At 42.1% G+C, this 20265-nt stretch carries 16 protein-coding genes; 7 read left to right on the forward strand and 9 right to left on the reverse strand.

Features of this window, described 5'->3' with window-relative positions; translation table 11 throughout:
* The first annotated feature begins 51 nt into the window (after positions 1–51).
* From C7S20_RS06615 to C7S20_RS06625, 3 genes are all read left to right on the forward strand, one after another.
* A complete protein-coding gene (locus C7S20_RS06615; protein ID WP_107011746.1) occupies positions 52–2868 on the forward strand; it encodes a TonB-dependent receptor in 2817 nt (938 codons plus the stop codon).
* A gap of 10 nt (positions 2869–2878) precedes the next feature.
* Entirely contained in the window at positions 2879–4249 is a 1371-nt protein-coding gene (locus tag C7S20_RS06620; RefSeq protein ID WP_423738330.1) for a DUF5689 domain-containing protein, read from the forward strand.
* Between the two features lie 73 nt (positions 4250–4322).
* On the forward strand, positions 4323–4685 hold the full coding sequence (locus C7S20_RS06625) for an endonuclease domain-containing protein (RefSeq protein WP_107014121.1): 363 nt from the start codon (positions 4323–4325) through the stop codon (positions 4683–4685).
* Positions 4686–4777: 92 nt separating this feature from the next.
* On the opposite strand, the gene mfd is transcribed toward C7S20_RS06625, so the two are convergent.
* Entirely contained in the window at positions 4778–8143 is a 3366-nt protein-coding gene (gene mfd / locus C7S20_RS06630; RefSeq protein WP_107011748.1) for a transcription-repair coupling factor, read from the reverse strand.
* A 139-nt stretch (positions 8144–8282) separates the two neighbouring features.
* On the opposite strand from mfd, the gene C7S20_RS06635 reads away from it, so the two are divergent.
* Positions 8283–9638 carry a dihydrolipoyl dehydrogenase family protein gene (locus C7S20_RS06635; protein ID WP_107011749.1) on the forward strand — a complete coding sequence of 452 codons (1356 nt, stop codon included), beginning with the start codon at positions 8283–8285 and terminating at the stop codon, positions 9636–9638.
* Here the strand turns inward: C7S20_RS06635 and C7S20_RS06640 are convergent.
* The 6 genes from C7S20_RS06640 to C7S20_RS06665 all read right to left on the reverse strand — a co-directional run bounded on the left by C7S20_RS06640 (position 9635) and on the right by C7S20_RS06665 (position 15803).
* Positions 9635–10423 (reverse strand): hypothetical protein, encoded by a 789-nt coding sequence (locus C7S20_RS06640; protein ID WP_107011750.1) that lies wholly within the window; start codon positions 10421–10423, stop codon positions 9635–9637. The two genes, C7S20_RS06635 and C7S20_RS06640, sit on opposite strands and share 4 nt — an antisense overlap.
* 10 nt (positions 10424–10433) lie before the next feature.
* A complete protein-coding gene (gene pdeM, locus C7S20_RS06645; protein WP_107011751.1) occupies positions 10434–11069 on the reverse strand; it encodes a ligase-associated DNA damage response endonuclease PdeM in 636 nt (211 codons plus the stop codon).
* 1 nt (position 11070) lies between these two features.
* Positions 11071–12225, reverse strand: coding sequence for a methionine aminotransferase (locus C7S20_RS06650; protein ID WP_107011752.1), 1155 nt, complete (start codon positions 12223–12225; stop codon positions 11071–11073).
* An 82-nt stretch (positions 12226–12307) separates the two neighbouring features.
* Positions 12308–13054 (reverse strand): succinate dehydrogenase/fumarate reductase iron-sulfur subunit, encoded by a 747-nt coding sequence (locus C7S20_RS06655; RefSeq protein ID WP_107011753.1) that lies wholly within the window; start codon positions 13052–13054, stop codon positions 12308–12310.
* 70 nt (positions 13055–13124) lie between these two features.
* Positions 13125–15128 carry a fumarate reductase/succinate dehydrogenase flavoprotein subunit gene (locus C7S20_RS06660; RefSeq protein WP_107011754.1) on the reverse strand — a complete coding sequence of 668 codons (2004 nt, stop codon included), beginning with the start codon at positions 15126–15128 and terminating at the stop codon, positions 13125–13127.
* 12 nt (positions 15129–15140) lie between these two features.
* Positions 15141–15803: a succinate dehydrogenase cytochrome b subunit gene (locus C7S20_RS06665; RefSeq protein ID WP_107011755.1), complete on the reverse strand. Its 663-nt coding sequence runs from the start codon at positions 15801–15803 to the stop codon at positions 15141–15143.
* A 267-nt stretch (positions 15804–16070) separates the two neighbouring features.
* On the opposite strand from C7S20_RS06665, the gene C7S20_RS06670 reads away from it, so the two are divergent.
* Genes C7S20_RS06670 through C7S20_RS06680 form a run of 3 tightly spaced genes read left to right on the forward strand, consistent with a single transcriptional unit; the run spans position 16071 to position 17799 of the window.
* Positions 16071–16577, forward strand: a complete 507-nt coding sequence (locus C7S20_RS06670) for a DinB family protein (RefSeq protein WP_159039887.1) — start codon at positions 16071–16073, stop codon at positions 16575–16577.
* Between the two features lie 11 nt (positions 16578–16588).
* On the forward strand, positions 16589–17512 hold the full coding sequence (locus tag C7S20_RS06675) for a DnaJ C-terminal domain-containing protein (protein ID WP_107011757.1): 924 nt from the start codon (positions 16589–16591) through the stop codon (positions 17510–17512).
* The gene (locus C7S20_RS06680) at positions 17509–17799 is read left to right on the forward strand and encodes a chaperone modulator CbpM (protein WP_107011758.1); all 291 of its coding nucleotides are present in this window, start codon (positions 17509–17511) and stop codon (positions 17797–17799) included. Before C7S20_RS06675 ends, C7S20_RS06680 begins: the two co-directional genes overlap by 4 nt.
* Here C7S20_RS06680 and C7S20_RS06685 read toward each other — a convergent pair.
* Together C7S20_RS06685 and C7S20_RS06690 are read right to left on the reverse strand one after the other, a co-directional pair.
* Positions 17790–19127, reverse strand: coding sequence for a GntP family permease (locus C7S20_RS06685; RefSeq protein WP_107011759.1), 1338 nt, complete (start codon positions 19125–19127; stop codon positions 17790–17792). The two genes, C7S20_RS06680 and C7S20_RS06685, sit on opposite strands and share 10 nt — an antisense overlap.
* Positions 19128–20255, reverse strand: a complete 1128-nt coding sequence (locus tag C7S20_RS06690) for a glycerate kinase (protein WP_159039888.1) — start codon at positions 20253–20255, stop codon at positions 19128–19130.
* Positions 20256–20265 lie beyond the last annotated feature (10 nt).

Below are 20265 nucleotides of genomic sequence, written 5' to 3' on the forward strand. Positions count from 1 at the left end.
TTATATATTTGATTCTTAAAAAAATTTAAAAAATATAATTGGGGCACATTAATGAACATAAAGCATATTCTGGTATTCGCAGCCATGCCCTTGTGCATGTTTGTGAACGGCCAGCAGATCGACATCGAAGGTCGTTTTGCTGATGCCTTTACCGAAGTGCCCTTACCACAGGTAAAAGTTTCAATTGAAGGTTTTGTTAGCGAAGTTTTTTCCGATTCCGATGGTTTTTTTCATCTGGAACTTGAAGAAGTTCCTTCCGGTGAATATATTCTGAAAATAGAAAAACCGGGATATCTTCTTAAGCGGATTCCAATTCGGTCTTCACCGGAAAAAAGATCCCTTGCCGTTGTTCAATTGCAAGCTGATCTTTCTTTTGAGCAAAATCAGAATGCTACCATTTCGCTTTCTGATGCCGAACTGCTTTCAGAGGAAACTGAATTCGATAATATCTCCGGAATTCTTCAATCCAGCCGTGATGTCTATTTCAATGCCGCGGCTTTCGATTTTGGCCAGACATTCTATCGTCCCCGCGGGCTGGGTTCCGAATATGGAAAAGTCCTTATTAACGGTATCGAAATGAACCAGGCTTTTGATGGCAGGCCGCAATGGAATTCCTGGGGCGGACTTAACGACGTTCAGCGTAATCAGATCTTCAATCCCGGAATTACCGAAAATGATTTTCAATTTGGCGGCCTCGGCGGAACCACAAATATCATCATGCGTGCCTCAAAATATCAAAAAGGCGGCCGCATTTCTGCCTCCGCATCTAACCGGAGCTATACCGGCAGGCTGATGGCTACTTACGCTTCCGGCGAAGAAAAAAATGGCTGGTATTATGTGTTTTCCGCAAGCAGACGTTATGCTGAAGAAGGATATGTGGAGGGCACCGTTTACGATGCGAATTCAATTTTTGTTTCAGTTGAAAAGAAAATTAATGACAATCATTCCCTCAATCTTTCCGTCGTATATACCCCAAACCGAAGAGGAAAAACGGCAGCCCTGACTCAGGAGGTTTTCGATCTTAAGGGCCGAAAATATAATCCCTATTGGGGTTACCAGGATAACGAAATCAGAAATTCACGAATGCGTGAGATCAATCAGCCGTTCTTCCAGTTGAATCATTTTTTGAAATTAGGCGAGAAAGCAAGTTTGAATACCAATTTGATGTACCAGTTTGGTGAAATTTCCAATTCCCGCATCGATTATTTAGGAGCATCAGCGGTTGAATTCAACAACCAGGTTAGCTATACCGCTTCCGGTGAAAACCCTGATCCGACCTATTACCAAAAATTACCCTCCTATTTTTTGCGCTTTAGCGATAATCCAAAATACGAAGTGGCCTGGAGAGCACAGAAAGATATAATGGAGAAGGGGCGCTTAGATTGGAATGCACTTTATTCAGCGAATGCGCAGGCCGGTGAAAACGGCATGAATTCTATCTATGCTTTGGCTGAAGATGTAAATTATGATCATAGACTGGGGGCAAATTCGATCTTCGAATATGTCATAAATGATCATTTAAAACTGAATTCTTCTTTAAGTTTTTATAAACTGAAAACTGAGAATTTTGGCAGAATAAAGGACCTTTTAGGAGGAAAATATTTTCTCGACATAGATGTTTTTGCCAATAATGACGGCTCGGGTATTCCAAATCAAAGCGATCTTAATCATTTTAATCGTCTTGTTTCTGAAGGCGAACACTATAAATATGATTATGAAGTGGAATCGGTTAACTCTGAATTTTTTTCTCAGCTTCAATATGAAAATCGGAAATGGGAATTATTTATTTCCGGTAAAATTGCTCAAACTTCTTACCAGCGTTTTGGCAATTATCAAAACGGACTTTATCCTGAAACCTCCCTGGACTGGAGTAAAAAGCTCGGCCTTACCGATTTTGGAATGAAATCTGGCGCAGTTTATAAGATCTCCGACCGACAGAATATTGAATTTAATGCTGGTTATTTTACCAAAACTCCGGGCTTTAAGAATGCCTTCGTCAATCCGCGGCAGAACAATTTTACAGTTCCCCGATTTACTTCGGAAAAAATTCTTTCATCAGATCTCAGCTATCGTTATCGATCTTCGGCTTTCAATACCAGGATCACCGGCTTTTATACAAATATCAAAGACATTACAGAAATCTCCTATTATTATGCTGAAGGCCTTTCCGGCCTGGAACGGGAGACTACCACTGCTTTTGTTCAGGAGGTTTTGAGCGGTATGGATAAGCGCTATTACGGCCTGGAGTTCGGTGCCGAATATCAGCTTAGCTCCACCATCAAAATTAAATCTGCCGCTGGCCTCGGAGAATATTTTTATTCAAATAATCCCAATTTGATGCTCACCTCTGCCGCTTTTGAAGGAGTTCTGGATTATGGAAAGACCTACCTGAAAAATTATCGTTTGCCGGGGGGACCGCAAACCGCTACGCAGTTAGGCTTAGAATATCGCGATCCCGATTTCTGGTGGTTTGGAACAAGTCTGAATTATTTTGCCAATGCTTTTATAGATATCAATCCGCTGAGCAGAACGGCGAATTTTCAAATAGATTTTGATAATCAGCCTTTGCTTGATTACGATCCGGAGATAGCTTCCGAATTACTAAAACAGGAAAAATTCGATGATTATTTTATTTGGAATGCGATAGGGGGTAAATCCTGGAGGATAAAAGATAAATATCTGGGCCTTTTCGCCAGCCTGAATAATATTTTGAATACGCTATATAAATCGGGCGGCTATGAGCAGGCAAGAAACTCGAATTATCGGGAACTGGAAGAGGACACAGATAGGGAATATCCACTTTTCCCCGCTAAATACTGGTACGGTCAGGGAACCAGCTTTTTTATCAATCTCAACTTACGATTTTAAGACTATGAAGGTGAAATTTTTAATTATAGGTTTGATGCCCATTCTTTTGGGTGGCTGTGTTTCGGATGAATTCGAGACACCGGAATTAAAGAATCCTTCCGTTGAAATAGATGGAAACCTGACCAGTATTGCCGCTGTAAAAGGGAATTTCGATTTTTCTACCGGTGAAATTTACAATTTCGAGGAAACCAATACCTGGTTTACGGGGTATGTGATTTCCAGCGACGCTGCCGGGAATTTTTACAAGAAACTGGTTTTGCAGGATAAGCCGGAAAATCCTACAGCGGGAATTCAGATTTTATTGGACGATAATTCTCTTTTTGAAACCTATAATTTCGGAAGAAAGGTATTTATAAAACTCGATGGTCTAAGCCTTGGCTTTAATAATGGTGTTTTGCAATTGGGGATCCAGAACCGGGGCGATATCGTGGCAGTTCCAAAATCACTGATTGATGATCATGTGGTACGTTCCGAAAGTACTTTAGAGATCAGGCCTCTACCACTCAAAATCGCTGATTTTTCTCCGGAACATTCTAATTTGTATGTAAAGATAGATCATGTTCAATTTGAAAAAAGCCTGGTGCGTGATAATGATCTTTTTTCGTTTGCTTCAAATTCAGTAGATCAATATGATGGCGCCCGACAGATGCTAAGTTGCGAAACCGGTGAAACTTTAATTTTAAGTACAAGTACTTTTTCAAATTTTAAAATGCTGCTATTACCCCAGGGCTCGGGGAGTGTGGAAGGTGTGCTTACCCGCGATTTTTATGATGAAAACTATGTTATTGTCCTTAATTCTCCAGAAAAATTACAGTTAAATGGTGGGCGTTGTGATCCACAATATCTGGCTTGTGGTGAGAATACAGCAATGGGTTCCAGGCTTCTTTTCGATGAAAATTTTGACGGGGTTACTTCCCAGACCACTCTTAATTCTAGACACTGGACGAATGTGAATGTGAGCGGAGGCGAGACCAAATTTAAGCCCACGCTGGCAAGTGGGAATCGTATTTTAAGGGTATCGGCCTATAATACTCATGAAAGCCCCGTAGAAGTTTGGCTGGTTACCCCGCCTGTTAATCTGGATACTTCGACTGAGGAAGTTCTAAGTTTTGACCTGCGCGCTTCCTATGATAATAGTATGATCATTAAAGCATTTATAACCAATAATTTTACCGGGAATCCAAAGACTACAGCCTGGACCTTATTGGATGCAAATATCCCATTAGGGCCTTCAAATACTTCTGCAACGATTTTTAAATCTTCTAAAATCGATATTTCCTGTATGGAAGGAAAGGTCTGGATCGGATTCCAGTATCTCGGCGCCGATCCTGATAAAAGCACGACCTATGATCTGGATAATATTAGAATCACTGGAAATTAACAAAAAGGCTCTTTATTCTTCCCTTTTTGAAGACGTCTGCCTTGGGCGGACAGAAGGATCAAAAAAAATATGTATGCAGAACAGAATTCACAGCCGAAAATATTTAGAACCTTATAGAAAAAAGCTTAGAAAATCTCTTACTCCGGCAGAAGCTTTTCTATGGAAGCAGCTTCAGAATAAAAAGCTTGAGGGAAGAAAGGTTAGAAGGCAGCACAGCGTCGAGAATTTTATTCTTGATTTTTTCTGTTATGAAGAAATGCTTGGTATAGAATTGGACGGACAGGTACACTTTAATGAAATTGCCACGGAAAGTGATAAAATACGCACGGAAAAATTAAATCAACTTGGAATTAAAGTTATTAGGTTTGAAAACAGAATGGTTTTCGAGAATCTTCCCGAAGTTTTAGAGAGAATAAAAGCCAGTTTTAAGAGTTAACTGACCTCTCCGTCCGCAATAAGCGGACACCTCTCCTAAAAGGAGAGGAGCTTTTGATTCTATGAATTTTTTGGCTTGAGCCTACAGAAGAGCTAGGTTTCTACCTCTTCCTTTTTTCTGAAATCCAGCGGCTGCAATACTTTCAGGGCTTTTTCCACGGAAGTGATCCTTTCAAAAGTGAGCAACAGCCGTAGTCCGTTTCTGGTTTCCTTTTCCTTCATCTTGCAGGTATTTGCATGAGTTTGCACATACTGAAGGATCTTTGTGAAATTATTTGTTTGATAAAATCTTGATTTCTGGTCAGCAATGAAATATCCTACAAATTTTCCTTTTTTCATCACCACTCTTTCCAGACCAATATGGGAAGCGATCCATTTGATGCGCACACTGTTCAACAGATCCACAGCCTGAGTAGGCAATTCTCCAAATCGGTCTACAAGTTCTGCCTCAAATTTTTCAAGTTCTTCTTCGGTTTTCAGATCATTGAGCTTGGTATAAAGATTCAGCCTTTCGGTGATATTATTGATATAATCGTCGGGGAATAGAAGTTCGAAATCGGTATCTATCTGCGTTTCTTTCACAAATTCTTTGGTTTCAAGATCTTCCTGCCCACTGTAAAGATCCCGGAATTCGTTCTCTTTCAGCTCTTCAATCGCCTCATTCAATATTTTCTGATAAGTATCAAATCCTATCTCATTGATAAATCCGCTTTGTTCGCCGCCGAGCAGGTCTCCGGCACCGCGAATTTCAAGGTCTTTCATGGCGATATTGAAACCGCTGCCGAGTTCTGAAAATTGTTCCAGCGCAGTAATACGTTTTCTGGCATCTTCGGTCATAGCCGAAAAAGGCGGAGTGATAAAATAACAGAAAGCCTTTTTATTACTTCTTCCCACCCTTCCGCGCATTTGATGAAGGTCAGAAAGTCCGAAATTATTGGCGTTATTGATGAAAATGGTATTCGCATTGGTCACATCCAGGCCGCTCTCCACGATAGTGGTGGAAACCAGCACATCGAATTCTCCATTTATAAAACTGAGCATTAAATTCTCCAATTTCTTACCTTCCATTTGTCCGTGGCCCACGCCAATCTTGGCATCCGGAACCAGTCGCTGGATCATCCCGGCAACTTCCCTGATGTTTTCAACCCGATTGTGAATAAAGAAGATCTGGCCGCCACGCTGAATTTCATAAGAGATAGCATCTCTTATAGTCTCTTCTGAAAACCTGATGACATGCGATTCGATGGGATATCGGTTTGGCGGGGGAGTAGTAATAGTTGAAAGATCTCGTGCTGCCATCAAACTGAACTGAAGCGTACGCGGAATTGGTGTCGCGGTAAGCGTAAGCGTATCTACATTTTCCCTGATCGTCTTCAGTTTATCTTTTACGGCTACACCAAATTTCTGTTCTTCATCCACGACCAGCAATCCAAGATCTTTAAATTTTACCGCTTTATTGACCAGCTGATGCGTGCCAATAATGATATCCACTTTACCGTTTTCAAGATCCTCAAGAGTTTCCCTGCGCTCTTTGGCTGTACGGAATCGGTTCAGGTAATCTATTCTAACCGGAAAATCTTTAAGTCTTTCGGAAAAGGTTTGGTGATGCTGAAAAGCAAGAATTGTAGTAGGAACCAAAACTGCGACTTGTTTTCCATTATCTACTGCTTTAAAAGCCGCGCGTATGGCGACTTCTGTTTTTCCGAAGCCAACATCACCGCAAACAAGCCTGTCCATAGGCATTTCGCTTTCCATATCTTTTTTCACCGCTTCGGTAGCCGAACTTTGGTCCGGAGTGTCTTCGTAGATAAATGAGGCTTCCAGTTCAAGCTGCAGATAGGAATCCGGCCCGTACTGAAATCCTTTTTCCAGCCTTCGTTTGGCGTAAAGTTTTATCAGGTCGTAAGCGATGTGCTTGACTCTCGCCTTGGTCTTCTTTTTAAGGTTTTTCCAGGCATTGCTTCCCAGCTTGTAGATCTTCGGAGCCTTCCCGTCTTTGCCGTTATATTTTGAAATTTTATGAAGCGAATGTATGCTCAAATACAAAATATCGCGTTCCCCGTAAATGAGCTTGATCGCTTCCTGTTTTTTACCTTCCACATCGATTTTCTGAAGTCCGCCAAATTTTCCAATTCCGTGGTCAATATGGGTCACATAATCGCCAACTTCAAGATTGGTAAGTTCTTTAAGGGTGATCGCCTGTTTTTTGGCGTAGCCATTTTTCAGATGAAATTTGTGGTAGCGCTCAAAAATTTGATGATCGGTATAAACCACAGTTTTCGAATCTTCATCGATAAAGCCCTGGAACATAGAGAAAATAGGAGTTTGGTATTTTACCTTTTTCTCCTGGTCTTCAAAAATATCGTGAAAACGTTTTGCCTGCTGCTCGCTTACGCAGCAAATGTAATTGGTATAACCTGCTTCCTGATTTTCGATCAGGTTTTCTATCAGTAAATCGAACTGTTTATTAAAGGAAGGTTGCGGTTTCGTGTTGAACTGAATGAGCTTCTTCGGATTTAAAAAAGCCTGATTGCTCAATTCTACAGTGCTAAATTCAAGCAACTCTCGTTTGATCATTTCGGCATTGCAGAAAAGCTCTTTTGGAGCACTGTGTTTTACTTCTTCCGGAAGTTGTTTAAAAGCTTCTTCTGCCTTGCTGAAAAGTTTATCCATTTGGGCCGAAAACAGGTCCAGATTTTTGATGAAAACGACCGTTTGGGAGGAGATATATTTTAAGAAGCTTTCGCGAACCTCGTCCAGATGCTTGTTTTCCACATTCGGCATCACCGAAATCTTTTTCTTTTTATCGGTAGAAAGTTGCGTTTCCACATCAAAAGTACGGATACTGTCTACCTCGTCGCCAAAAAATTCAATCCGGTAAGGTTCATCATGGCTGAAAGAAAAAACGTCTATAATTCCCCCACGTACCGAAAATTCTCCCGGTTCGGTCACAAAATCGACTCTTTTGAACTGGTATTCGAAAAGCACTTCATTCACAAAATCTATGGAAAGTTCATCGCCAACAGAAATTTTTAATGTGCTTTTATCAAGTTCTTTTTTGGTGACGACTTTCTCGAAGATCGCATCGGGATAAGTGACGATAACCGCTGGTTTTTTTCGTGAATTCAGGCGGTTAAGCACTTCGGCTCTCAACAGCACGTTGGCATTATCGGTTTCCTCGATCTGGTAAGGCCTGCGGTAACTCCCTGGATAGAAAAGCACGTTTTTCTCGCCTATAAGCTGCTCGAGATCATTGAGGTAGTAAGCAGCTTCTTCCTTGTCGTTAAAGATAAGTAGAAAAGGTTTTTCTGAATTTTTGAAAGCGTTTGAAACGACAAAAGAAAGCGCCGATCCAATAAGGCCTTTGAGATGTAATTTTTCAGATTTGGAAATAGCATCCCCCAATTCCTGCTGAAGCGGGGATTGTAAAAACTTCTGGGCGATAAATTCGGTACTCATTGCCGCAAAGATAATTTCATCACCAGAGCCATACAACAGGAAGGCAGACTTTTAACGATATAATAGCATTTAACCAGTTTTACCATTTTCATAACGCAAATTCTCAAAGATCATAAGTAATTTCAACGAAAACCTCAGTATGGCGATAGAGCATTTTGATGTATTTGTGATTGGAACCGGCACCGCTGGAAAAGGAGTGGCCACCCAATGCGCGGAAAACGGACTTAAAGTTGCAATTGCCGATAACAGGGAATTTGGTGGGACTTGCGCCACCAGGGGATGCGATCCGAAAAAAGTATTGCTTGGTCTTACCGAAATTCTTGAGAGGGCAGAAAAAATGCAAGGACATGGAATTACGAAAATGCCCGAATTTAGCTGGAAAGAGCTAATGAAATTCAAAAAATCCTTTACCGATGCCGTACCGTTCACCACCGAAAGAAAACTGAAGGAACTTGGCATTACTCTGTATCACCAGTCGCCTAAATTTATTGAGGAGTCCACACTTTCGGTAGAAGGAAAAACAGTAACCGCCGATAAGATCGTGATCGCTACCGGTAATAAACCTCTGGAGCTTAAAATTCCCGGTGGGGAATTGGCTATAAATAGTGATGATTTTCTTGAACTTGAAGAATTGCCCGAAAGTATGATTATCATCGGTGCCGGGTATGTGGGGATGGAATTTGCCCATATCGCCGCCCGTTGCGGAGTGGCGGTGACGGTGGTAGATATGGAATCTCGTATTTTACAGCCTTTTGATGAAGATATGGCGAACTATCTCCAGGAAGCTTCGGAAGAGATGGGGATCAAATTCCTTTTCGACTCAGCGGTAGAATCTATTGAGAAACTTCAGAAAAATTACCGTGTAACTGCAAAAAGAAAAGGGAAAAAGCTGGAGGTTAAAGCCCGAATGGTCCTAAATGCTGCCGGCCGCGTTGCTTCCATCGACGAACTGGATCTCGAAAAAGGAAATGTGAAATTTTCAAAAAAAGGCATTGTGGTTAATGAGCATCTACAGAGTGTTTCTAACAAAAATGTTTATGCCTGCGGGGATGTTTCGGACAGTGAGGCTTTGCCGCTAACACCTTTATCTTCCCAGGAAGCTCGAATAGTGGCCGCGAACCTTCTCGATCTGGATTTTAATAAAATCGCGCACTATCCGCCTCAGCCTTCGGTTGTTTTTACCATTCCGAACCTGGCTTCCGTCGGGATGGATGAAAAGGAAGCACAGGAAAAAGGATATGATTATAAGGTCAATCACAAACGTGTTCCTGACTGGTTCAATGCCAAAAGGATCAATTCAGATTACTATGCCTTTAAAACCATTATAGACAAAAAAACGGGATTGGTTCTTGGGGCTCATCTTTTTTGTGCAGAGGCTTCAGAAATGATCAATTTGTTCGTGATGGCGATGTGCGGAAAACTGGATTGTGAAACTTTGAAAGGCATGATATTTACCTATCCCAGCTGGGCCAGCGATATCAAATCCATGCTTTAGCTTTTGATCATTCGGTAAAGCGGATTTTCCTTTCGGTTAATGAATCCGTGATAGGAAATATTCAGAAACAACAACACGGCTCCGGCCATTGCCGCCCAGGCGATCTGATCGTAAGTGCCGGTATGCCGAAAGTAAATCGCCACCAGAGCCCAGACTCCAACCAGGGCAAATTCGCGCATATTTCTTAACCAAATCATCAGAAGGTTTATGGCGACAGCAACCGCGATCATAATGATCGTCCAGTCCTGTTGGGAAAAAAAGCTGCCGTCCCAGCCCAATTCGGTGAGATAGGACGCCATATTGGCAATTAAAGCAACCGCGATCCAGCCAGAATAAAAGCAAATAGGCCACCAGTAAAATGCGATCACCTTAAAAGGAGCATCCCAAAGTTCCATATCATTGTTCAGGATTATTTTTAGCAGTTTAAGCAAAATAAGGAACATAAGAACCACCGATATGGCAAGAAATTCATATAGCCACGCGAAAACCCAGAGACAGGTAGCAATATTTGCCACAACAAACCAAAATGAGGTTCTTCGGATAAATTCGGTATGTTTTCCGTCAGTATACGCCTGGTGAATCATAAAAATTGAAAACGCCAAAAGTCCCAAATAGATCAAGCCCCAAATAGAGAAAGCATAATCGGCGGGTGTAAAAAGATTGGAATATTTGTGACTGATGGTCCCCATCGTATTGCCATTGATTATTCCGGTTTGGGAAATATAGCTGACTAAAATGCTTAGTATGACTGAAAGGAGATTAAAGACTGCAAGACGTTTTATCATGGTGCGGCTATTAGTTCACTAAAATTACTTCTTTTCCGGTAATCGCGAAAATCTGGTCTTCTTCTTCGGGTTTCATGAAATAGTTGCCTGTGAATTCACCAAATGCGGGGAGGATAAGCTGCTGTTTCCGAAGAAAAAAGCAACGTAACCGGAGTGTTTGTCGGGCGAGACCTCGCATTTTATAACCGGGATGAATGTGGCCGCAAATATTGAACAGATGCTGTGAATCCTCAGGATGATGAGTGAGTTTGAAATTCTCAATTTTCAGGGAAGAATACATCGAAATTCCCAGAAGCTCATATTTTAGAGGAGAAATAATATCGTGGTTGCCCGCAATCAGGAAGATCTGCTGGTCGAGTTTTGATATCCACTCGGCAAAAAGTTCCCATTCCATATTCAGGGCACTGTGAAAGAGATCGCCCATAAAAACAAGGAATTCAGGATCGAATTCTTTTAAAAGCAGATCCATTTTTCTGAAGTTTTCAGCAATGGCTTTTGATGGTACGGCACTGCCGTGTTTTCTAAAATGCGAGATCTTACCCAGGTGCACATCAGAGATCAGCAGCATTTCCTGCTCCGGCCAGTAAACCGCTCCGCTTGGATGAAGGATGAAATCCTGTTCCCAGAGTTGTAGGTGGATATTCATATTAAAAACTACAGAGGATTTCTGCAGCCTTTTTTAAGGTATCCCCGGTCTTTGCAAAACAGAACCGCAGCTGGTGATGGTCTTTCCTGTCGATATTGAAAACGGAAACAGGGATTGAGGCCAGATTATGCTTTTTCACCAGTCTTTCGGCGAAAATTACATCATTTTCGGTAGTGATCTTTTCAAAGTTCAGTAGTTGAAAATAGGTGCCTTTTGAAGGAGTAAAGCTGAATTTCGAATCCCTGATCAGGTCAAGGAAAAAATCCCTTTTCTGCTGGTAAAAATGGGCAAGCTGAAGATAATGCTCCGGATTCTTCAAATATTCGGCGTAGGCTCTTTGCATGGGGTGATTTACCGAAAAAGTGGTGAGCTCGTGAATCTTCCTGATCTCTTTCATTAAAGGTTCCGGCGCCACGCAATAGCCCGTTTTCCATCCGGTATTATGGAAAGTCTTTCCGAAGGAAGAGCAAACGATCGCTCTTTCTGCCAGTTTTGGAAATTTTGATGCGCTTTGATGTTCTTCACCATCGAAGATCAGGTGTTCATAGACTTCATCACTTAAAAGCAGGATATCGGTACCCTGAAGTAAACTTTCCAGCTCTTTCATATCAGCTTCAGAAAGTATCGTGCCGGTAGGATTATGCGGGGTATTGATAATGAGCATTTTCGTCCTCGAAGTAATGGCCTCTTTGACCTCTTCCCAGTCGATTTTATATTCTTTTCCCTTAAGCTGAATTTGAACCGGTTTTCCGCCATTGAGCAGAATTGTGGGCTCATAGGTATCATAGGCGGGCTTAAAAACAATTACTTCATCTCCTTTTTCAACAAATGCGCTGATCGCGCAGAACAAAGCCTCGGTGGCTCCTGAAGTTACCGTTACCTCTGAAACGGGATCGTAAGCAACTCCGGAAAGACCTTCAATTTTTTTGGAAATTTCCTGTCTCAGTTCGTGAACACCATTAGCTGGCGGATACTGATTATAACCCTCTTTCATCGCTTGCGTAACAAGGTTTTTCAGTTCCTTATCGGTCTCAAAATTTGGAAATCCCTGTGAAAGATTAATGGCATTGTGATCAACTGCCATTTTGCTCATCACGGTGAAGATACTGACCTCACTTTTGGGTAATTTTGAAGAGATTCTGGTAATTTCCGCCATAGACTAAATTTTAAATAAGATGCATAAAAAATCCCAAACTCCGAAAGGAATTTGGGACAGTTTTATAGTGTTAAAGAACTTCTTAGCTCTTTGTCGTGGCGCCCATAAACTCACGGTTCATGCGTGCGATATTTTCGAGAGAAATTCCTTTAGGACATTCAATTTCACAGGCACCGGTGTTGGTACAGTTTCCGAAGCCTTCAAGATCCATTTGCCGAACCATTGCTTTTACTCTTTCGGTTGCTTCAACACGGCCTTGCGGAAGCAAAGCATATTGAGAAACCTTCGCTGAGGTAAACAACATCGCGCTGGCATTTTTACAGGCCGCCACGCAGGCACCGCAACCAATACAGGTCGCCGCGTTGAATGAATCATCGGCTTTTGCTTTTTCTACAGGAATAGTGTTTGCATCGATGGTATTTCCGGAAGTATTCACCGAGATATATCCCCATGCCTGCTGAATCCGGTCAAAAGATGAACGGTCTACCACCAAATCTTTGATCACCGGAAATGCCTTCGCACGGAATGGTTCAATCACAATAGTATCCCCATCTTTGAAAGAACGCATGTGCAACTGACAGGTCGCAACAAGCTTTTCAGGTCCGTGTGGTTCCCCGTTGATCTGTAATGAACACGATCCGCAAATACCTTCACGGCAATCATGGTCAAATTCTACAGTATCTTCACCTTTGGCAACCAGCTGTTCGTTCAGCACGTCGAGCATTTCAAGAAAAGACATGTCTCCGTCGATACCATCAATTTGATAATCAACAAACTTTCCCTGAGCGTCGGCGTTTTTTTGTCGCCATATTTTTAAAGTAAGCTTCATATTTTTTAGTATTGAGTATTGAGTATTTAGAAATGAGTGCTAGATACTCGATACTGAATTCTCAATTCTGTTATTTATAACTTCTGGTTTTGAGTTCGATATTCTTAAAGGTCAATTCTTCTTTATGCAATTTGGCATCCCCCGGATTTCCTGTGAATTCCCAGGCAGCTACATATTTGAAATTTTCATCATCCCGTAAAGCCTCACCTTCTTCGGTTTGATATTCCTCGCGGAAGTGGCCTCCGCAGGATTCATTTCTATGCAGCGCGTCTTTGGCGAATAATTCTCCCAATTCAAGGAAATCGGCAACGCGTCCCGCTTTTTCAAGCTCGGAGTTCTTATTATTGGCTTCTCCCGGAATATGAACATTCTTCCAGAAATCTTCTCTTAATTCTGCTATTTCTTTAATAGCTTCTTTGAGGCCTTCAGCATTCCTGGCCATTCCGCATTTATTCCACATGATGTGGCCTAGCTTTTTATGATAAGTATCCACGGAATGTTTTCCGCCGGCATTCATCAGTTTATCGATGCGGTCTTTTACATCTTTTTCAGCGGCATCAAATTCAGGAGAATCGGTAGGGATTTTTCCTGTTCTGATATCATCGGCTAAATAATCACCAATGGTATAAGGCAGAACGAAATAACCGTCTGCAAGTCCCTGCATAAGGGCAGAAGCACCTAATCTGTTCGCTCCGTGATCAGAGAAGTTGGCTTCCCCGGCGGCATAGCACCCGGGAATCGTTGTTTGTAAATTATAATCAACCCAGAGTCCGCCCATGGTGTAATGAACCGCGGGATAGATCATCATTGGTGTTTCATAAGGATTTTGCGCGGTGATCTTTTCATACATCTGGAAAAGGTTACCATATTTGGCTTCAACCACTTCTTTACCTAAACGCAGGATCTCGTCCTGTGATGGATTTTTATGTCCTGAAGAATAGGCTTTTTCCTTACCATATCTTTCGAAGGCGCTTCCGAAGTCAAGGAAAACGGCCTGTCCGGTCTTGTTTACTCCAAATCCGGCATCGCAACGCTCTTTGGCAGCCCTTGAAGCCACATCACGAGGCACAAGGTTACCGAAAGCCGGATATCTTCTTTCCAGATAATAATCGCGATCTTCTTCTTTTATTTCAGTGGGCTTTAATTCCCCTTTTCTAACTTTTTCGGCATCTTCTTTTTTCTTCGGAACCCATATTCTACCGTCGTTACGAAGGGATTCCGACATCAGGGTAAGCTTTGACTGATGATCCCCTGAAACCGGAATACAGGTTGGGTGAATTTGTGTGTAACATGGGTTGGCGAAAAAAGCTCCTCTACGGTGGGCTCTCCAGGCAGCCATCACGTTACTACCCATTGCGTTGGTTGAAAGGTAGAATACGTTTCCATAACCTCCCGAAGCAAGCACAACGGCGTGAGCCGAATGCCTTTCAATTTCTCCAGTTACCAGGTTCCTTGCGATGATCCCACGCGCTTTCCCGTCAACCAGAACAAGGTCCATCATTTCATGGCGATTGAAAGCCTTGATCTTTCCGCGGTTGATCTGGCGGTTCATAGCGGCATAGGCACCAAGCAGCAATTGCTGGCCTGTTTGACCTTTTGCGTAAAAAGTACGGGAAACCAGTACACCCCCAAAAGAGCGGTTATCTAAATAACCCCCATATTCACGGGCAAAAGGGACACCCTGAGCCACACACTGGTCGATGATGTTACCTGAAACTTCAGCTAAACGGTAGACGTTTGCTTCTCTGGAACGGTAATCACCACCTTTTACAGTGTCATAAAAAAGGCGGTAATCTGAATCCCCATCTCCCTGATAATTTTTTGAAGCGTTGATTCCTCCCTGGGCGGCGATTGAGTGCGCACGCCGTGGAGAATCCTGGTAGCAGAAGGTCTTTACATTGTAGCCAAGCTCAGCGAGAGTTGCTGCGGCACTACCTCCGGCAAGCCCTGTCCCAATTACAATAATATCGATATTACGTTTATTCGCAGGGTTTACCAGGTTAATATTATTCTTATGGTTGGTCCACTTTTGAGCTAAAGGGCCTTCCGGTATATGTGAATCTAAAACTGACATAAATCTTTCCTATTAAACGTTATTAAAGTAATGAAAAACGGCAATAAAAATAAAGCCGAGAGGGATGATGATAGAAAAGGCCACGGTGCTTTTTCTTATCCATTCACGGTTCTTGCTGTGCCATCCTACCGATTGGAAAGAAGACGAAAAACCGTGAGTCAGGTGCAGGCTCAGGAATATAAATGAAATCACATATAGAATTACCCTCCATGGATCCTGGAATTTGGCTACCAGTTCGGGATAATACCTGCTGGGATCATCCGGATTTACTTCAATATACTTATGAGCGATTTCCGGAAACCAGAAATCATAAAAATGAAGTCCGAGAAAGGCAAGAACCACAAGCCCTGTCCAGATCATGTTCCTGGACATCCAGGTTGTATTGGCGCTGCCATTGAATTTTTTATATTTTACCGGTCTCGCCCGACGGTTATGATATTCCAGGATGAATCCCATCACGAAGTGAAAGATAATACCGAGAATAAGGATTGGTTGCAACAGCGCTTGCACAAAGAAATTGGTACCCATAAAATGCGACCACTGGTTAAAAAGGCCGGGACCAAAGACCGAAGTAAAGTTTATTGTAAAATGCTGAAGTAAAAAAAAGACCAGAAAAAGACCTGATAAGGCCATAGCAAATTTCTTTGCTATTGAAGATTTAAGGAATCCTCCCATTGCTATGAATGTTTTATGAAAATTTAACAACAAAAGTACTGTTTGAATTAATTACTTACAAACTTTGGTACTTGTTTTAGTCTCTATTTAGAACTAATTCAAAGTACTTTATAATTTGTTGAATATTTGAGTTTAAGAGTTTTGAATTTTAAAACAGGGAAAGCTGATTTTATTGGATTCCAAAGAAAATTCTTTAATTGGTTTTGGCAAAAGCTTAACGAAGCAGAGCAAGCAATTTTTGTAATTTCATTCCTGAAATGGAAACCCATGGGAAAAAGAATTGACCAACTTATAGCTTCTCTTTCTGAAGTTTTTGAAGGCGAACCCTGGTATGGGGAATCGGTGATGAGGAAACTTGAAAATGTGTCGTATATTATTGGAGATAAGACCTGCCTTCCGGAATCTCACAATGTCGCGCAGATAGTAGCTCATCTTATTTCATGGAAAAATTTTGCGATAGAAAAACTTAGGTCAAATGGCAGTTTTAACATAAAGATTGATTCAAAGCAGGACTGGCCGGAGGTTGAGGTACAATCCAGGAAAGACTGGGAAGATCTGAAACATGAGCTGGTAGTTGCTCAAAACGATATTTATGATTTTCTGAAAGATAAAAGCGATCATTTTCTCGATGAGAAAGTGGCCGGCAGAGATTACACGTATGATTTTTTATTAAAAGGAATCATTCAGCATGATATTTATCATTTAGGACAAATAGGCCTTATACAAAGCCAATTGAAAAACCAGGAAAAACATTCAGGAGTTTTTAAATCCTAAAAAATTAGTTAATGGAATTTATAGATTACTACAAGTTACTGGAACTTGATAAATCGGCATCTCAAGCCGATATCAAAAAGGCCTATCGGCGGCTGGCCCGAAAATACCATCCCGATCTAAATCCTAACGACAAGGAAGCCCAGGCACGTTTTCAACAGATTAACGAAGCTCATGAAGTTCTAAGTGATCCCGAGAAACGCAAAAAATATGACCAATACGGAAAGGACTGGCAGCACGCCGATCAGTTCGAAGAGGCTCGAAGACAACAAAAGGCTTCCGGAGGTCGTGGCTTTGGAGGATTTGGCGGTGGCGGGCAGCAATACAATTATTCAGGCAGTTTTGATGACGATACTTTTTCCGACTTTTTCGAGCAGATGTTCGGGGGCAGTGCGCGTGCACACGGTTCCGGGCGGGGTCGGCATTTCAAGGGCCAGGATTACAATGCCGAGCTTCAGCTTAATTTAAGCGATATTTATACGAGCCATAAACAAACCATTACCGTTAATGGCAAAAATATAAGATTAACCATTCCCGCCGGCGTTGAAAACGGGCAGACGATAAAGATTAAAGGCCATGGAGGACTGGGCGTTCAGGGCGGCCCGAAGGGAGATCTTTACATAACTTTTAATATTATTAATAACACCAATTTCCGAAGAGAAAAGGAAAATCTTTACGCCAATCAGGAAATCGATCTTACCACAGCGGTTTTGGGCGGCGAGATACATGTGAATACCTTTAACGGAAAAGTGAAACTCAATGTGAAACCGGGCACACAAAATGATACCAGGGTAAAATTAAAAGGCAAGGGATTTCCAAAATATAAAAAAGAAGGCCAGTACGGTGATCTTTTTATAACTTATAAGGTGAAAATGCCGAAACATTTAAATGCTGAGCAGCAGAGATTATTCAGGGAACTTCAAAAAACAGGATTATGAGGAAAGACAATTTAATTCCTGCGAAAGAGATTTGTATACGCTATAAAGTGGAACGTCAGTTTGTAAGTACCCTTTTTGAAAGCGGCATTATAGAGATCGTAAAAATTGAAGAAACCGAATACATTCCCGATGAACAGCTTGGTGAATTTGAACGCATGATCAGGCTTTCCCGGGATCTTGAGATCAATATGGAAGGCCTCGAAGCCATTCATCACCTGCTTCGACAAATCGAAAAACTTCAAAAAGACAACAGAAGACTTCGGAATAGACTCGGGCTTTACGAGTAAAAAAATTGCCAGATCGCATGGGCTCCAAGTACTACAATTAAACCGGTGATCCCCTGGATAAGGGTCGCAAGTGTATGTGTTTTATAGGCCTTTTTTACAGGAAGATCTCCCATTTGGCTAACAATCCAGAAATAAGAATCATTGGCATGCGAGACAGTGACCGCACCGGAGCCAATGGCCAGGATCACCCATATTTTTCCTATTTCAGAATCCAGTCCCAAAACTCCTAAAAGCGGGAACATAATTGATGAAACGGTAATGATGGCAACAGTAGAGGAACCTTGTGCCGATTTTAATAAAGCAGCCATAAAAAAAGGAAGTGCGAGGCCCCAGGAGTTTTGGAACAGTCCGAAGTCAAGGTTATCAGTAAGTGAGGCAAATCCTATAATTTTTCCCAGCGCTCCGCCCATTGCTGTGATCAGCAAAATAGGAGCAGCCTGCCTAATCCCTTTTTCAATCACTTCGGTTAGGTTAACTCCATTCTTACGGCACATCCAGAAACCTGCTAATGCTCCCAGTAATAAAGCTATGCTTGGTGAGCCCGTGAATTCAATAATTTGTGAAACTGTATTTTCTTTTGCCTGAACTAATAATGGGTAAATAGATGAAAATGCCATCAATAGAATGGGAATAAGCAGCGGAAGTATTGCACTGGAAAATGATGGAAGATGTTTATCATCATTGGTTTCCATTGCGGTGATTGGTTTTTCCTTTTCTGAATGTTTCGGGGCCATGAAATAGGCAAAAGTAGCGCCGCTTAACATCAGAATAAAGGCCAGTAAACCTCCAAAAAGCAACAATAAAGAGATGTTCTCCAGATGAAGATTAGCCGCCGCGGCAAGGGGCCCCGGTGTTGGAGGGACGAGTACATGCGATGAGAATAAACCTGTGGAAAGGGCAACTACCAGCGCATTTTTATAACGGGTGCTTCCCCTGCTTAGCTTTTTTGCAATTGGAGCTAATATCACAAAGGCGGCGTCGCAAAAGACAGGAATGGAGGTCAGGTAGCCCATGAAACCCAATACATATTGCATGCGTAATTTAGACAAAGCCTTCAAAATGCCGTGGGCAATAGCTGTGGTTCCATTCGTTGCTTCAAGTGAAACCCCAATCCAGGCACCAAAAAGAATGAGTAAACCAATAGAAGCGAACATGCTTCCAAAACCATCGCTGATAACCCCAGGGATTTCTGCCGCGGGAATTCCCAGTAGAAAAGCAAGTCCCAAAGCTGCAAGCAGCAGCACGATAAACGGATGCCATTTTAGATAACTTGTGCCCAGGATAATCCAGACGATAACACCTAAAATCGCTAAAAGTTCCGGGCCCATTTATATTGTTGTTTCTTTAAAAATAGTTTCGGTTTTTTCTTTAAGCAATTCAAAAGCTCTTGACTGGGCTTCTTTTAAAGGCATATCCCCGGGTTTAATTGCTGCCCATTTAGAGAAACCTGCTTTTTCAAGCTCGGTTTTATTAAGTGTAATGGCTCCTGCCAAAAGCCAGACTTGTTTTTGATGTTTTTTAGCCAGGTTGGCGATCTTGAAGGGTAATTTTCCGTGTTTGCTTTGGGCATCGGTCTTTCCCTCGCCGGTAATGACCAAATCGGCATTTTTTATCTTCTTTTCCAGCTTCGCCAGCTCGCTTAGAATTTCGAAACCCGGTTTGAGTTCGGCATTGGCGATAGCCTTCATCCCTGCCGAAACTCCGCCTGCTGCGCCTCCGCCAGGTATTTCTTTTATTCTTCTGCCGAATTCCTTTTCCAGAAGATCGGCGAATTTTGCGGTGGCTTTTTCCAGTTTTTCGATGGTTTCAGAATCAGCGCCTTTCTGTTCGGCATAAGTTTTCGCTGCTCCATTTTCTCCTAAAAGGGGATTAGTCACGTCGCAGGCGACTACGATCTCGGTATCTTTTAAAGCGGGATGCAGATTTTCGGAATTTATGGAAGCGCAGTTTATGAGCGCTTCACCCGAAGCAGCCAATTCTTTTCCTTCTTTATTCAACAATTTACCTCCAAGGGCAATGAAAATCCCCGATGCAACATCATGGGTCCCGCTACCGCCAATCCCGAGGAAAATTTTTTGGATTCCTCGATCCAGTGCATCTTTCAGTTGCAATCCGGTGCCGTAAGTGGAGGTTTTCAGCGGATTCTGTTCCTCTTCCTTTAAAAGCGTCAATCCCGAAGCCTGGGAAAGCTCGATCCAGGTAGATGTATTTTCAGAAAATAAAAAATACGGTGCCTTCAAAGTCCTTCCCAGCGGATCCCGACATTCCACTTCCGCGGTTTTTCCTAATTCCAGGGCGGTGAGAAGTTCGAAAGCTCCTTCACCACCATCTGAAAATGGTAATTTTTCAATTTCCAGATCATCCCGGCTTGCGCTAAGACCGGCAGCGATCGCTTCAGTAGCTTCTTTAGCTGAAAGACTACCTTTAAATGAATCGGGAACGATCAGGATTTTCAAAATGTTACTT

This window comes from Christiangramia fulva, assembly GCF_003024155.1.
GTDB classification, from domain to species: domain Bacteria; phylum Bacteroidota; class Bacteroidia; order Flavobacteriales; family Flavobacteriaceae; genus Christiangramia; species Christiangramia fulva.